The sequence below is a fragment of the Modestobacter sp. KNN46-3 genome, assembly GCF_011039295.1.
On the sequence record NZ_JAAKGN010000060.1, the window covers coordinates 12,834 to 27,311 of the forward strand.

Sequence of the window (14,478 nt, forward strand, 5' to 3'; positions counted from 1 at the left end):
CGACTACTTCTCGCGCCGGACGCCCTTGAACGGCGTGCTGCTGCTGGTCTTCTGGTCCATGAAGCGCCCATCGCTGCCGCGCTTGGTCCAGTTGCCGTTCGGAGCCTGCACCTGGCTACGCCCGGTGACGCTTCCCTGCCGGTATCCCCGGCCGGTGTTCTTTGCCATCTCTCTCACCTCCCTCCCTGAGTGGTCCGACCGCTGCGGGCGGTTGCCCGCCGCGACATCTCCTTGGCGAGGCGGGTGCGCTTTCGGCGGACCGACTCGCCGAACTCGGCGGGGAGACCTGCGGCCACCGCAGCCTCTGCCCAAGTCAGGCCAGGGGTGTAGGCCAGACAGACCCTGCGCTCCTCGGCGGTCATCTGGCGCAGCACCCAGTGGAGCCGTTCGTCGGTGATCTCGGCCGCGAAAGGGTCTGGATCAGCCGGAGCAGGGAGCAAATCGCCCAGCGTGCGCTGGTATCCGGAGTCGGGGTCGACGCCGACTGGCTTTTCCAGCAGAGCGACCTTGCCGTAGCGGAGTTGGGTCTCCCAGACCGGGCGGTGGTGCCGGGCGCCCGTGCGCGTCATGGACTCCAGCGTCTGGAGCATCTCCTCGATCGCGTCCGGGTCGGCGGCGTCGGGCGGCTCCCACCCGGGCGTCAGCAGAGCGTCTGAGGCCGCTTCTACGTGTGCAGCGTCGGGGTGCTCCAGCCCGAGCCACTGCCTGATGAAGGAGGCCACCTCGTCCCGGTTACCGGACAGGACGGCGTTCCGTGCCCACAGGGCAGCGCGCAACGCTGCGCGCGCCCAGCGGCTGGCGAGGCCGTCGCCGTCGAGCAGGTCCTGCCACTGACGGAGGACATCGAAGATCCAGTCGTGGTTCTGGATCAGGCCACCCAGTGCGGGCCTCAGGTTGGGCAGCCAGTCGGCGATTGACGGCATCGGAATCCGCGACAGCACCTCGGTCAGCCGGGGCATGTAGGCGGACGATGTGACGATCGGCAGCCGGGGGAACCACTCGGTCATCCGGGGCATGTAGGCGCCCGAGGTGACGATGGGGAGCCGACCGATGACCTCGTTGAGGCTTCCCACGACCGGCGTCATCTGAGCGGCCGCCACCCTGGCTACCTGCCGACTGACATCAGCAGCCAGCCCTTCGAACGGTTGGACGATGGGCCGCACTGCGTTCGTTAGTGCCGCGCTAATCCCCGCGTTCGGCGGAACGACGAGCCGGGCGACGGACCTGTTCATCTCTGCGACGAGTGTGTTGACCGGTGGGTCCACGAGCCTTGGCAGTACCGACTCGATGCTCGACACGGCAGAGAGGATTGAGGTCGTTGGCCTGATCGACTTCAGCGTCTGGTCGAGGCTGGGCATGAGGTCTGACAGCGATGAAGACCACGCCAGGGACTTCAGCGCTTGACTGGCGCCGTAGTCGATCTTCGGGCTGGCCGGGTGGCGCCGCCTGGCCGCGCGCTCACGCGGCGCGGGTCGCTCGGGCGTCTCGTCGGTCGGTTGGTTGTCAGTCATGGCATCTCCCGAAGTAGCAGGGGTTTCTACTCACTAGCCGCGAGATCCCGCCCGACCGACAACAAACTTTTGGTCGGCGTCCATGACCTGCGTCACGGCTCCATGATCGCCCCTTCCACTGACACCTCGGGCCTCCCGTCGAGAGGGTGTGCGCGATGAGGAAGAGACGCGAGCCGGTCGGCCGACAGTCCAATCCATCCAGGTCAGGCGCTCGTTAGAGACACCTCAGGGGCTACACCAACTGCCTGGGGGCGTGAGATGTGCAGGAGCCGAGCCGAAGGTGGCCGCCGGTGCCAGTACCACCTGGCCGCCGCGGTCACGAGCGGGATGACCACGCTCGCGATCGCACTCACGGGCCTACCCCGCCAGGAGGCGGAGGCCGCGATCGTCGACCTCCGTCGAGAAGGTCTGAATCGTCCGGCTCCGACCCGTGGCGAGGTCGACGCTTGGCTCTCCGAGCAGATGTGGCGCAGCCAGCATGAGCCGACTCTCACCCCGTCCAAGCGGGCGACCGTCCTCAACCGGCTCCGCGGCGCCCTGCACCGCGTCCTCCCTGACGGTCCGACCTTCCACGCCTGGCGGAACCTTGCGGCGGAGTGCTTTGCGCGGACCCGCCGGAAGGTGGCGGCCGTCCTCCTGGCCGCTCCGCTGATGATGGGCCTGGGCGCCTGCGGCAGCAGCGCTCACCAGGACGCGCACGCGGCCCCATCGGGCACGGTGGCCACCGCGCCAGCCACCCCGAGCAACACCCAGCAGAGCAGCCAGCCGGTGGTCGGACCGGCTGTCTACGACGCTGATGCGGTGGCCACGTTCGGGCAGCAGCGCGCCGAGCAGGGCTACCGCGAGGCGACCGAGGTCGCAATCACCTATGCCCTCCAGCCCGGTCTGCTGGCAAACACCCAGCCGACCCCGGCCGATCTCGACGGCATCACCGCGCACATGACCCCCAGCGCCGCGGCCGACTACCGCGCCAAAGTCCATGCTGCGCTTGCCGGAGACGACACCGCCAGGCAGGCAGTTCAGGTCTCCACCCTCTACGGCGTCGAGGGACAGGGCTACCGGATGGCCACCAGCGGCCCGGCCGTCACCGACCAGCAGGTCAGCACCTCGACGGTCACGGTGGACCGATCCAGCGACGCCGAGCGGCTCCGCGTCAGCCTGGAGCACAGCGCCACCCTTCATGGCTCGCAGAGCGACACCCCCGCGACCGCCCGCGCGATTCAGGACGTGACCTACCTGCTCGCCCCCTCAAGCACCAGCCCAAGCGGCTGGGCCATCGACGGCTGGACCGGCACCTACCGCGTCCTCGACCCCGTGCCGGGCTAACGAGGCGCCGCAGCCCACGGCTCGTGCCGGGAGCACGTTCCAGGCACCTCACTCGCAAGAAGCAGCCCGTACGGTGCGCTGGACGCCTTATCTACCGATTTGTGGCATCCTTTTCGGTACTACGGTGTTGATGGTGCGGAGGAGGTGGCGGCGGCGATGACGTTGATGCTGGAAGAGAGTGATCTTCTCGCTGCGCTCGATCGCGTCGAAAAGATCGAGACTGTGGCGGCCACGCTCGACGGCGACCGGCGAGCGACGTTGCGCCAGGTCGTCGAGGACACGCTGGCTCATACACCGCCTGTTCGCCCTCGGATTGCAGCCAGCATCCTCGGGCTGACCGAGAAGACAGTCCGGGCCTGGGCCGCCGAGGGCGTGCTGGCATCAACGACCAAGCAGCCGCGCCTCCTACTGGACGCGGCTCGCCTTCACCAGGTGCTCCACCTGGTTCGGGACCTGCGTGCAGCAGGTAAGCAGCGGGGTCTCCTCGATGAGGTCTACCGCCGCCTGGCCGACTCGGCGCTTCTCGATCGCGAGGACCTGGCGGAGAGCCTGGAGCAGATGCGGCGCGGCGAAGGCGATGACTTCGAGTTCCGCTACCCAGCGAGCGAGGCACCGTCTACCCGAGCGAGCGCGTAGAGGGTGCCCTGCCGTGTCAAGGTCACTCCGCTTGCCAAGACCCAGGCCGATGCTCTGCGCGGCCCTCAGCGCAAGCGCCTGGAAGACGCAATCCGTGAGATCGAGCAGCACGGCTGCGCAGCGCTCGACTACCGGCTGAGCGGAAGCGACCTGCTGGAGCGCCTGTGTGTAAAGCACCTGCGCGGGCCAGGGCGTCTCGTCGTGTGCTTCGCGGAGCCAGAGTTGGCGTGGCTGCTGCTGGTCGGTGAGCACACCGACGACCCCGGCCGGAACGTCTACGACATGCTCTACGTGCTCGTGGACCACGAGCCGGAGCCGAACACGGGCCGCAGCAAGCCGTCCTGTTGTGAGGACGGGCACGCGCCTCTGGTCGAAGATCCACTGGTTGACGACTTGGTGGATCGGACTCGCGACCTCCTCGGCCGCCGCCGCAGCCGCCGCTGACCGAACACTCCAGGCCCGCCGTGGCGATCCCGTCATCGCAAGCGGTACGCGCCCCAGCGCGGACACCTACTGAACAGGCGTCCTGAACTCCAGGTCAGCGATGGCCGCCAGCATCCACAAGCCATCCGCCATCAAGATCTCATGGATTTCGCCGTCGCGAGGGTCGGTCCAGATGTAGTTGCACTGGTAGAACGGCTGCCCATCGCGGGCACGCGCCCCGCCGTCCCGGGTCAGGACCGCCCGGAAGATCCCCAGCGGGGCATGGGGAATGTCGACCACCCGCCCATGATGCCAAAAACCTCCGACACTTCCCGGCGCGTACTGCTTGTCAGAATGTATGCGCGGGCTACTGTCCGCCCGTGCCAGAGGAGCCACCGCTACCGGACCCCGGAAGCCCGCTCCTCGACGAACATGTACGGGACTCCACCACCCGGCTGATCTATGGCTTTCTCCACCGTCGGCGGCTAAACCCGCCCACCATGGTCGAGATCCGGGCTTTCGTCGCCAGTGAACTGGGCGAAGCCCCCTCCCAGACCGACCGCCGGGTCAGGGATCTGCGGGACGCCTTCTACATCCCAGCCGTCTTCCTCAATGGCGAGCACCGCTACGCCCTGCGAGGCTGGCGTGTCGGCGGGCCTCGCGAGGCAGAACCCGCCATCAGCACCCGCGTCCGCGCAGAAGTGCTGGCTCCTCAGCGGTGCGCCCAGTGCGGGCGGACTCCCCTCGACCATGGCGTCGTCCTGGTCGTCGACCACAAGATTCCGCAGGCGTGGGGCGGCGGCAACGAACGCGAGAACCTCCAGCCGCTATGCGAGGACTGCAACCACGGCAAGCGTGACTTCTACAGCAGCCACGACAACCACTCCGAGCAGATCCGGCGGGCGATCAGCCACGAGGAGCCGCACCGCCGCATCGGTGAACTACTCAAGGCATTCCACGGCGAGTGGGTCCCCGGCGATCTCATCGGAATCGTCGCGTCCGCGATCCAGTACCAGGAAGACTGGCAGAAGCGCACCCGGGAACTCCGGACACTTGGCTGGACGATCGAGACGCAGAAGCGACACGGCGAGGCCGCCAGAATCCGGACCTACTACCGCGCTACCCACTGGGAACCCTGGCCCCTTGGCCCGATCGCTGCGGAGATCAAACGCCGCGAGCGCAGGGGATGACTCGGGACGGTCAACCTGCCACGAGCAACGGCGAGTGAGGGGCCTGGCCCCTCACTCGCCGTTCGGCTCCTAGCGTGCCTTTCGAGGCGTCAGACGACGCGCCTAAGCAGGGGCAACTGCACACCTGAAGTCGACGATGAGAGCCGCGCCGTTCCATGAAGCGCCGCCTTGATCGACGTGCCGACGGCCCGCGCGACCGGCGGCGGGAAGGCGTTGCCGACCTGGCGGTAGGAGGCGGTCTTCCGACCGGTGAATCGCCACTCAGGCGGGAAGCCCTGGATCACTGCCGCCATCTCTACGGTCAGCCGGGGTACCGCGTCAGCCGGAGTCAACTCGTTCGGCCCGGCGTTGGCCAGCCCTCTTCCATCGACGCTCAACTCATGCCAGGCCGCGCGCGCACGCGTCGGGCCAAGGTCGGGTCCGCCGTGCTTACGTGAGCCGCCGACGACGGTCGGGCCGATGCCAGATGCCTTCTCGCGCCACTCCTCGGCACCGGTCCAGCCGTCACGGGCCATCAGCGGGTAGAGCGCCTCACCGACCGTAGGCGGTGTTCCAACCGGCTCTGGCCAGTGCCAGCGGCGCATGTACTTGCGCTTCAGCCCTACGAGAATGAACCGGGGACGCAGTTGAGGAACGCCGTACTCGCTCGCGTTGAGGACCTGCCACTCAGCCTCGTAGCCCAGCCCGTCAAGCGACTCCAGGATCGACTGCCGGTAGGGCGCGAACTTCGCCGAGGACAGCCCGCGGACGTTCTCCAGCATCACAGCCGCAGGACGCGCCTCGCGGACAAGCCGGATCGCCTCAGGAAAAAGGTCACGCTCGTCATCGGCGCCCAACTGCTTGCCTGCGATGGAGAACGGCGGGCAGGGAACACCTCCAGCGAGGAGGTCGATCCCGCGGTAGTCCTTGCCGCTGACCTCTCGAACATCGCCCTCGTGGACGTTCCACTCCGGGCGGTTCAGGCGCAGCGTCTCGCATGCGTCGGGGTCGATCTCGACGGCCAGGTCGTGTCCGAAGCCAGCCTGCTCCAGGCCAAGCGACTGGCCGCCTGCACCGGCGCAGATCTCCAGCACGCTCAGACTGTTCTGGTCCGCCACGGGTCTCCTTCATGTAACGCTGACAGCATCGGCCAAGGGCCGCGCGGGGATCGCGACCGATCCTCCCTTACGTGCCGCCGAGGATGCACGGACCCACCGACAGGACGGGAACGTGTCGACTCGACGTTTGGCTGACCAGCAGGAATGCGTCAAGGGGACCAGTCTCTGCCCCGCCGCGAGACGGCGGGCGACCGGAACAGTGCTTCGACCGAGCCGTCGAGTGCCACGCCTCGTCAGGCGTGCTGGTGCCGCACTATCGCCGTGAAGGCCCGGTCCTTCAGTTCGCTGTGCGGGACATCGCCGAGGACCTCTTCAGCCTCGTCACAGCAGCGCTCGCCGTCTGCGTTCTCGACCCAGCACAGCCAGCCAAGGTCACTGTCCAGGTCCAGTGCGAGGAAGACATACCCGCCGTCAGCCAGCAGTTGCACGCCGAAGTAGCCCCCGGCGAGGGAGACAACCGTCCCTCCGGTGACGTCTGCGGCGTGGTCAACCTCCTGCAAGTAGGTTCCGTACTGCATCCAGGTCCCTCCTGCGGATGTACCTCAGCGGTAGAGCCAGCCGGGCAGGAAGTCAGCCAGGGCCGTACACCGGAAGCGTGGCTGGCCTTCCCCTACGGCCTCCAGGATGCACGGACCTACTGACAGGACGGAATCGTGTCGGCGGACCGGGCTTCTGAAAAGCGAGAACAGGCTTACCAGCGAGGTCTCTACCCGCGCCCGTCCACACCGGGCCGGGGCCGCAACATGGCCGCGATCCGGAGGGCCGACACCAAGCCAGAGGTTGCCCTCCGGTCTGCACTGCATGCCGCGGGGTACCGCTACCGCAAGGACTTCCGGCTGGCACTGCCGGGAGGAGTGCGTCCCCGTCCCGACATTGTGTTCACCCGACGCAAGGTCGCCGTCTTCGTCGATGGCTGTTTCTGGCACGCCTGCCCGCTGCACTTCAGCCCGCCGCGGCAGAACACGGACTACTGGGGGCCGAAGATCACCCGCAACGTCGAACGGGACCGCCGCTATGACGAGGCCCTGCGTGCGGACGGCTGGACAGTTGTGCGCGTCTGGGAGCACCAGCCGGTGCAGGCGGCTCTGGAAGAGGTCGAATCGGCCGTTGGGCCGCGGTGACCGTCAGGAACGGACCAACGGTCATGCTCGCCGTTGCTCGGTGAGGATGCTGGCTGCTCCGGGAGGCCGTCGCCGGACGCAGCGCTTGTCCAGCACCCGCCGGACCGCAGTCTGCGACCGATCCACCATCTCAGCGATCTCACGCAGAGACCGCGGCTCTGCGGCGGTGTACTGCTCGACGATGAAGTCTTCCAGCCGACTCTGTACATGGTCGGCCGCAGCGCTCCCGGATCGGGCAGTCCCAGCGAACTCCGGCAACGGTCGCAGGCGAGGCCGCGACGGGTAGGGCACCCGACCATCCTCGCTCAGGCACCCTGCCCGCGGGGAGCCATTCGCCCGACCTGGTGACCTACCGTCAGGACGCGGCGGTCCGCGTCTTGCATTCAGGGCCAGGGTCGCTAGTCTTCTCCAATCTCTTCGGGGTTTCCCCGCGGAGGTCAGCGCGATTGCCTGAACCAGGCGACCGTGTTGCCGTCACCCCCGGGCGCCGTGTCGACGCCTAGGGTTCTCGGGCTTGCGGTGCAAGCACCGACGAGTGCCCCCTGGTCTGCTAGCCGGGGGGCATTTCGCGTTCTAGGCCCTTGACTTCGGGGTCTTACAAAACGCTTCTGGTCGCTTACCCAGCGCCATCTTTTGGGCCGTGAAGTTGCCCTGAGGAAACCTTGCTCCCCCCTGTGTCTCGTGCCACGATGTCCGGACCTCACGACAACCGCGTGCGCTTCTACTCGACCTTCTAGCAGGGGTCGGGTGAACCGCCCAAGGAGTGCACCGGCCGCCGGAGGTGACGGCGACACTGGTCCGCCTGGGCATGGTCCGCGCATGTGGATGCACCCAGGTTGACCTGCCCGACCCGAAGCGACTTGCCGAGGGTCGGTCAGTGCTCAACCTCAGGGATGGTCATGCACACCTACACGCTCCCGCGCGGTCTTCGCCGCGCTCCTCTGATCGGCATCGTGCTGGTCCTGATGCTGATGTTCGGCTTCGCGATCGTGAATCCGGGCATTGCCAAGGCCGACACAACGGCCGAGTGCGGCTACAGCGACCAGTACATCGACAAGATCGAGACCGTCTACCACGACGACGGCTCGTTCAAGATCAAGGTCACGCCAACGAACCTGCTCCGCCGGATCGGCTGGATCGACTTCACCAGCGGCGACAACTCGGCCACCATCTCGATGTGGCACGCAGTGCAGTCCTGCGTCCCCGGCCTCTACCGGGACCTGGCCGACTCCGTGTGGCAGCAGTTGCAGTGCCACGTGTGGCTGTCCGCCGCACCGAACAAGTACCTCAACGGCTGGGCAACAGGGTCGACGTTCGACCTGGAGTCTCTGCGCTACGAGGACGGGACCAACCGCTACCCGCTGCTCCACCCGGGGTTGGAGTCCTACTCAGCCACGCACTGCCTCAACGAGGACAGCGTGAACAGCGGCAACAACGCGCGCTACTACTACGCGCCTGACCCGGTGTACAGCAACTACGCCTGACACCAGATCCGCTCAACAGCGGGGCCGCACCCACCTCGGGTGCGGCCCCGCTGCACGTTCGTCAGCGACCGAGGCTCCGGCCGATTGCCCGGTTGGTCCGGATCCGGGTGACCCCCTGCCGGACCGAGGACCAGGCCCGCTGCGCAGCATCCACGGCGGCCTGCTCCGCCTCCTGCGCACGAGACGGCCCCTTCTCAGGGGTCGTCCGCCAGCGCTCGTCGTAGGCCACCTGAAGGCCCGCAGCCCGGTCCCAGACGGCGGCCTCCTCACGGTCCTCGGGACGCTCACCGAGCGCGGCCACGACCTCCCGGGACGGTTCCTGCTGCACCCCAGCCAGCAGCAGCGCGCGGCGCTCCCGCTCCTGGGCCTCCAGGCGCTCCTGGTAGGCCAGCAGGACGTGGTTGGCGGCCTGCCAGTCACCATGGGTGCTCTCCGCGGCTTCCAGCCGGGCGACCTTCGCCGCGGCGGCCTCGTACTGCGTCCGCGACCAGTCCACCGGCTGCCCAGCCTCAGCCAGCCGCTCCACCTCACCGGCGAACCGGGTCTGCTCCGCGCGAGCGCGCGTCAACTCCTCGGCGTTCGCCTCAGGCGCGCGGTCGTGGACCACCTGCTCGACCCGCTCACGACGAGGCGCCAGAGTGTCCAGGCCCTCCTGCCGCTCGGCGACCTCCCGCATCCGCGTCGTCGCAGCCACCTCCCGCTCAGACCGTCCAACGACCCGGGCGAGGAAGGCGCGCGGGTCTTCGATCGCCTCGCCCTCCTTCGGAGCCAGCACCGCGGTGTTCTCCGCCCGGCCGCGGGTGAGCGCGACGTACGCCTGCTCCCGGGTCATGCCCTCGTCGATCAGCGGGATCCCCACGTCGGCCGTGGCGCCCTGCTTCGAGTGCACGGTGTCCGCCCAGCCGTAGTCGACGTGCTGCGCGGCGTAGGCGCGCGGCAGCGTCACCTGCGCCCCCATCTGCTGCCTGCCGCGCTCGTCCCGACCGAGGACCTCCCGCACGGTCAGCGCACCCACAGCGCTGACGTGCTCGACGACGAACCGCTGCCCGTTCCGCACCGACGCGGTGGCGTCAAACTTCGCCCGCAGGTCGGCACGCTTCAGGTGGGCCTTCTGGAGGCGGGCGTTCGTCTTCGACCGTGCCCGCCGCAGATCGCGTGCATGCGCCCGCGCCCGCTTGGTCGCGTCATCCCGCCACCCGCGACGCTCCCGCAGCCGCTCAGCGGTCCGCTCCGCCCCGGCGACCTTCCGGTCGAGGTTCCGCATCCGGGCCGTCATCGCCTCGATCCGGGCATCGGTCCCGCTGATGTCCCGGGCGGGCGGCCCACCGAGCCGGAGACGCGCATCGTTGGCCTTGGTGACGATCAGGTCCCCGACCGTGTAGTCCCGGCCCCCGACGGTGACCGACACCTCCTGGACCGGCCGGTGCGCAGGATCGGCCCGCCCTGGCCGCTCGGCGCGGCTCTGGTCCCGCGCCATGAGGTTGAGCGCGTCCACGTCCTCCCGCAGCCGCGCCATCATCAGCGCGTCCTCCCCGCGAGCCTCAGCGGCCGACCACCGGTCGAACACCTCGGCGCGGGCCTCCTCGCGGCTGCCCGTAGTGACCACGCGGTCGTGCGCGAGGTATTCGTCGACCACGGACACGTCACCGCTGCGCAGACCCAGGCTCGCGATCTGCTCCCACTCGTCCCGGAACCGGTGCACGGTCGTCAGTTCCAGGCGACCGATGGCCTCCCCGATCGACTGGAACATCCCCGAGGCGGCCTTCACCGCCGACAACTGGGACCCGTCGCCGACCAGGACCGTCTTCGCGCCCTGCTGCTCGGCCAGCCGGGTGATCTCGTCCAGCCGGTCGCGGCCGACCATCGCGGCCTCGTCGATCACGATGACGGTGCGGTCATCGACCGACCACGCCTCCGGCTGCCCCTCCCGATCGAAGGCGACCGGCCCCTGATGCGTCCAGCGGGTCAGCGCGCTGTCCACGGTCACCGCCGAGGCGCCAGTCTCCTGCCCCATGACGTGCGCGGCCTGCGCCGTCGGGGCGAGGGCGACGACCCGGTAGCCCTCGTCCTGCCACGCCCGCACTGCGGGCTTCAACATCGTGGTCTTGCCAGTCCCAGCGGGGGCCTCCACGACCTGAATCGCGTCCCCGCTGACCGCGAGCCGGACGACCGCGTTCACCTGGCTCGCGTCCAACGCTCGCCCCTCAGCGGTCACCTCGTTGAGCGCCCGCAGCAGCGTCGCGTCATGCACCAGACCGCGCCCGGCGCCGACACCCAGGACGGCCCGCTCCAGGATCCGGTTCTCAGTCTCCAGCCCGTCACGGGTCGTATAGAAGACCTGCCCGGTCTGTCCCATGACGGGGGCAGCGTCAGCCAGGTGCTCGGGCACGCGGTCACCGCGCCGCCATGTCACTTGGACCGCCTGGTCTGATCCGAGCGCACGGTCAGCGATCCGCTCGATGTACTCGGCGGTCCAGGGGTGCTTCCCGTCGATCTTGCGCTGCACGTGGTGCGGCAGCCGGACCGCGATCTCGCGGATGATGTGGCGTCGGGCGAAGGTTGCGTGCTCGGCCCCGGCCGCGGCCAGCGCCGCGGCCGCGATGCGGTCGACGTCGAGGTCGTAGGGGTCCAGCGGACCCCTACCGGCGCGCACCTGCACTGCGGCCTCCTGGACGCGCTCGCGCACCAGCGCAGGGGTCCAGCCCAGATCGGCGGCCTGCTTCGCCCACCACTCCCGCTGGGTCAGTCCGGCCGGTCGGTCGGCGACCAGCGTCTCTACCGACGGGTCAGCACCCCGGTAGGGCGTGCTTCGGGCGTCGATGGTCTTCTGCTTGGGCGGCCGGGACCGCAGGGTCACCTTCTGCCGCAGCAGCGCCTCGTCGGTGGCCGTCAGCGGGGACCGGCCCGCTAGCGCGCGGGTCAGGTTGGCGTCATCCCGGACTGCCTCGTAGACCGTCCGGATCGCACGGGACCGCCCGGACCACTTCTCGATCAGGTCAGCCGGAACACCCTCGATGTCGGCGTGGTCGTAGATCGAGGGGACAGTCCATTCCACGCCCATGGACGCGCTCAGTTCTGCCCGGAGCCGCGCCTGGTAGATGGCACCGGCGGCGCGGACATTCGCGTACAACTCGCGGCCGTCGATCGTGCGCCAGCGGCCGTCTTCGCACTGCACCCGGTTCGGGATCACGTAGTGCCGGTGCGCCTGGGGTGCACCGTGCCGGTTGCTCCGGTGGAGGAACCCAGCCGCGACCGGGATGACCGCCGCCTTGATCTGCTCGGCCCCGGCCGCGCCGCGGCGGGAGTAGCCCGCTGCTCGCTGGAGGTACTCCAGCGCTGCGGTCTCTGCCTGGGTGAGAGCGTCGGCGATCCTCGCGGCGTCCTCCTCCAACGCCAGCGCCTCCAACGCGCTCACTGACTTAGGCGCCGAGAACGTGAGGTCATAGCCCACGGTCTCGGTCCTCCGGGCTGCCCGTGGCTGCCCGGTCACCGCGTCGCTGTACGGGCCGGGGACCATCTCACCGGTCGCCGGGTTGCATCCCTCCAGGACCGCCCTCAGCGTCTCCCGGTCGACCTGGCTGCCCGGGGTCAGCCCGTAGGCCGCGAGTTCCTCATCGGTGCCCCACCACCGGCCGGGCGCCTCAGCGACACCAGCCTGGTACTCCGCCGTGTCCTCACCGGCGACCGGCGCCGCAGGCGCGTGAGCCGCGTCAGGCCAGTCCCGAGCACCTGACACGTACGCCTTGCCCAGGTAGTAGTCCAGGCCATCCGCGGTGACCGGCGCGATCGAAAGCATGCAGAAGTTATCGGCCCGACATGCGACCTTCTGGAGCATTAGTGCAACAGGTGTGTACGTCCTCGTTGCTTTGCTTCAACCTCCTGGTTGATCTTGCCGATGAGAGAGACGGGGGTGTTCCGGTTTCCCGGGATTCGTCTGCCGGTGCGCGGATGCTCGTCGGCTGGGCTGAGACAGAAGGCAGGGCTGGCGTGAAGGCGCATTTAGCGCGGCTGGTGGTGAGGGCGGAGGACACCCGGGATTCCATGGAGTCGCCGGTGAAGACCGCGGCGATGGTCTGGCGGTCGGGGGTGTTCCCGGTGCTGGCGTGGGTCACGACCCTGCTGGGTGGGGCGTTCCTGCTGGGGGTGATGGCGCCGAGCGTGCCTGGGTCTGCGGACCGGTGGATCACCGCTGGGATCGCCTGGCTGGTCCTGATCGTCTACACCGGCCCGAGCGTGGGTCGGAACGGTGAGCGGCCCCTGCCTGGTGCTGGACCGCGCGGCTACGTCTGGCTGGGTGTCTGCGGTCTGCTGACCCTGTACGCGCTCGTGAAGGCGGGGCTGACGGCCGGGCAGGTGCTCGCGTCCCTGGCTCTGCTGGCGGGGATCGGGGGTGTCCAGTACCTGCGCGTCTGGCGTCAGGCGCGGCAGGCTGCGGACGAGGAGTCCGGGAACGGGTACGGGCGTGCTGCGGTGGCCGTGACGGGCGCCGGGATGCTGATCTCCAAGGGCGGCGACTTCGTGGGCGCGGTGGTCCTGTTCATCGGGGTGCTGGTGTTCGCGTCAGCGCAGAGCGCGCAGAGTGCGCTGGGGTTGTCCTGGCCGGTGATCCTGGTGGTGGTCGTGGCTGGGATGGTGCTGGGCCGCAGGCTGGTGGTGTGGTTCCCGCCAGGCTTCGGCCGTCAGCGGGCCGACCAGGCGCACCGGATGACCATGCGGGACCACATCGAGGCAGCCCGCAACGGTGGCGGCAGCCGCCGCCGTGAGGCCGCCGCGGCGGAGTCGGGGACGGCCGGTTCGGGTGTGGGTGCTCGGAGCGACGGGCTGGCTGAACTCGGGGACGTGCCGGGGGCCTTCCGCTGGCTCAGCCGCCAGGGCGTCCCGACCGCCAAGGGCATCTTCACCGGCCGGGTCGAGTATCCGGACGGTTCTCTGGGTGACTGGGCGACTGCGAACCCGCACCTGCTCGGGATCGGTGCGCCCGGGTCGGGCAAGTCGAGCACGATCCTGGGGCAGAACTTGATGGCCCACATGGGCATCGTGATCGCGTCCTCGTCCAAGGGGGACCTGGCCGAGCAGACGGCTGCCTGGCGGTCGCTGTTGGGCGAGACCCTCTTCTGGGACCCGACGGGCAAGTCGCTGACCCCGGCGCACTGCACGCCGCTGCGCTGGTCCCCGGTGATGGGGATCTACACCCGCGATGACGCGGTGTGGGCGGCCAAGCAACTGGTCGACGCGTCCGCGGTCCAGGGCGGTGCCGGGTCCGACAGTGCCGAGCACTTCCGGCAGCGCGCCACGCTGGTCCTGGCGCCGCTGCTGTACGCGGGCATGCTCGCCGGGAAGAAGATCAGCAAGGTCGTCGAGTGGGTCGAGGTCGGCCCGTCGGGTGAGGGCTGGAAGGAGCCTCTGGAGTTGCTGGCCACCGACGGCCAGGACCGCTTCGTCCGGCAGTTGACCGCCTTCATCGAGCAGAGCGAAGGCGACGGCGGCCGGGAGAACCACTCGGTGCTCACCACGGTCGGCAACCTCTTCAGCCCCTACGCGACCGACAGGGCGCTCCGGGAAGCCGACGACGCCGACTTCGACCCGCAGTCCTGGCTGCGGACCCACTGGGGCTGGGGCACCGTCTACGTGGTCACCACGGCTGGGTCTGAGGCCAAGGCGGTGGGTCCGCTGGTCGCGCTGATGATGAG

13 protein-coding genes are annotated in these 14,478 nt (G+C 69.0%); 7 read left to right on the forward strand and 6 right to left on the reverse strand.

All coding sequences use genetic code 11. The features are described 5' to 3' along the window. Positions 1 to 3: 3 nt before the first annotated feature. The gene (locus G5C62_RS14090; protein WP_164701485.1) at positions 4 to 168 is read right to left on the reverse strand and encodes a hypothetical protein; all 165 of its coding nucleotides are present in this window, start codon (positions 166 to 168) and stop codon (positions 4 to 6) included. A gap of 5 nt (positions 169 to 173) precedes the next feature. Next, complete coding sequence (locus tag G5C62_RS14095) at positions 174 to 1,511, reverse strand: hypothetical protein (RefSeq protein WP_164701486.1); 1,338 nt, start codon at positions 1,509 to 1,511, stop codon at positions 174 to 176. A 327-nt stretch (positions 1,512 to 1,838) separates the two neighbouring features. On the opposite strand from G5C62_RS14095, the gene G5C62_RS14100 reads away from it, so the two are divergent. From G5C62_RS14100 to G5C62_RS14110, 3 genes are all read left to right on the forward strand, one after another. After that, positions 1,839 to 2,837 (forward strand): hypothetical protein, encoded by a 999-nt coding sequence (locus tag G5C62_RS14100; RefSeq protein WP_164701487.1) that lies wholly within the window; start codon positions 1,839 to 1,841, stop codon positions 2,835 to 2,837. Positions 2,838 to 2,993: 156 nt separating this feature from the next. After that, entirely contained in the window at positions 2,994 to 3,473 is a 480-nt protein-coding gene (locus tag G5C62_RS14105; RefSeq protein WP_164701488.1) for a hypothetical protein, read from the forward strand. Positions 3,474 to 3,476: 3 nt separating this feature from the next. Further along, entirely contained in the window at positions 3,477 to 3,917 is a 441-nt protein-coding gene (locus G5C62_RS14110; protein WP_164701489.1) for a hypothetical protein, read from the forward strand. A gap of 66 nt (positions 3,918 to 3,983) precedes the next feature. On the opposite strand, the gene G5C62_RS14115 is transcribed toward G5C62_RS14110, so the two are convergent. Then, positions 3,984 to 4,196, reverse strand: coding sequence for a hypothetical protein (locus G5C62_RS14115; RefSeq protein ID WP_164701490.1), 213 nt, complete (start codon positions 4,194 to 4,196; stop codon positions 3,984 to 3,986). Between the two features lie 200 nt (positions 4,197 to 4,396). Between G5C62_RS14115 and G5C62_RS14120 the strand changes: the two genes are divergently transcribed. Beyond that, complete coding sequence (locus G5C62_RS14120) at positions 4,397 to 5,086, forward strand: HNH endonuclease (protein WP_206330638.1); 690 nt, start codon at positions 4,397 to 4,399, stop codon at positions 5,084 to 5,086. Between the two features lie 89 nt (positions 5,087 to 5,175). On the opposite strand, the gene G5C62_RS14125 is transcribed toward G5C62_RS14120, so the two are convergent. Together G5C62_RS14125 and G5C62_RS14130 are read right to left on the reverse strand one after the other, a co-directional pair. Further along, positions 5,176 to 6,183: a DNA cytosine methyltransferase gene (locus tag G5C62_RS14125; RefSeq protein WP_206330639.1), complete on the reverse strand. Its 1,008-nt coding sequence runs from the start codon at positions 6,181 to 6,183 to the stop codon at positions 5,176 to 5,178. 233 nt (positions 6,184 to 6,416) lie between these two features. Further along, the gene (locus tag G5C62_RS14130) at positions 6,417 to 6,701 is read right to left on the reverse strand and encodes a hypothetical protein (protein WP_164701492.1); all 285 of its coding nucleotides are present in this window, start codon (positions 6,699 to 6,701) and stop codon (positions 6,417 to 6,419) included. A gap of 135 nt (positions 6,702 to 6,836) precedes the next feature. Here G5C62_RS14130 and G5C62_RS14135 point away from each other — a divergent pair, with 135 nt between their 5' ends. Next, entirely contained in the window at positions 6,837 to 7,304 is a 468-nt protein-coding gene (locus tag G5C62_RS14135; protein WP_164701493.1) for a very short patch repair endonuclease, read from the forward strand. 899 nt (positions 7,305 to 8,203) lie between these two features. Next, positions 8,204 to 8,788, forward strand: a complete 585-nt coding sequence (locus G5C62_RS14140) for a hypothetical protein (RefSeq protein ID WP_164701494.1) — start codon at positions 8,204 to 8,206, stop codon at positions 8,786 to 8,788. Positions 8,789 to 8,849: 61 nt separating this feature from the next. Here G5C62_RS14140 and mobF read toward each other — a convergent pair whose 3' ends face one another. After that, entirely contained in the window at positions 8,850 to 12,584 is a 3,735-nt protein-coding gene (gene mobF / locus G5C62_RS14145; RefSeq protein WP_164701495.1) for a MobF family relaxase, read from the reverse strand. Between the two features lie 245 nt (positions 12,585 to 12,829). Here mobF and G5C62_RS14150 point away from each other — a divergent pair. Continuing rightward, a partial coding sequence (locus G5C62_RS14150; protein WP_164701496.1) for a type IV secretory system conjugative DNA transfer family protein occupies positions 12,830 to 14,478 on the forward strand: 1,649 nt, incomplete at its 3' end.

Bases quoted from the DNA above. Each gene is read 5' to 3' on its own strand.
- mobF (WP_164701495.1), bottom strand. From the start codon at position 12,584: ATGCTTTCGATCGCGCCGGTCACCGCGGATGGCCTGGACTACTACCTG.
- G5C62_RS14090 (WP_164701485.1), bottom strand. From the start codon at position 168: ATGGCAAAGAACACCGGCCGGGGATACCGGCAGGGAAGCGTCACCGGG.
- G5C62_RS14130 (WP_164701492.1), bottom strand. From the start codon at position 6,701: ATGCAGTACGGAACCTACTTGCAGGAGGTTGACCACGCCGCAGACGTC.
- G5C62_RS14140 (WP_164701494.1), top strand. From the start codon at position 8,204: ATGCACACCTACACGCTCCCGCGCGGTCTTCGCCGCGCTCCTCTGATC.
- G5C62_RS14105 (WP_164701488.1), top strand. From the start codon at position 2,994: ATGACGTTGATGCTGGAAGAGAGTGATCTTCTCGCTGCGCTCGATCGC.
- G5C62_RS14120 (WP_206330638.1), top strand. From the start codon at position 4,397: ATGGTCGAGATCCGGGCTTTCGTCGCCAGTGAACTGGGCGAAGCCCCC.
- G5C62_RS14095 (WP_164701486.1), bottom strand. From the start codon at position 1,511: ATGACTGACAACCAACCGACCGACGAGACGCCCGAGCGACCCGCGCCG.
- G5C62_RS14100 (WP_164701487.1), top strand. From the start codon at position 1,839: ATGACCACGCTCGCGATCGCACTCACGGGCCTACCCCGCCAGGAGGCG.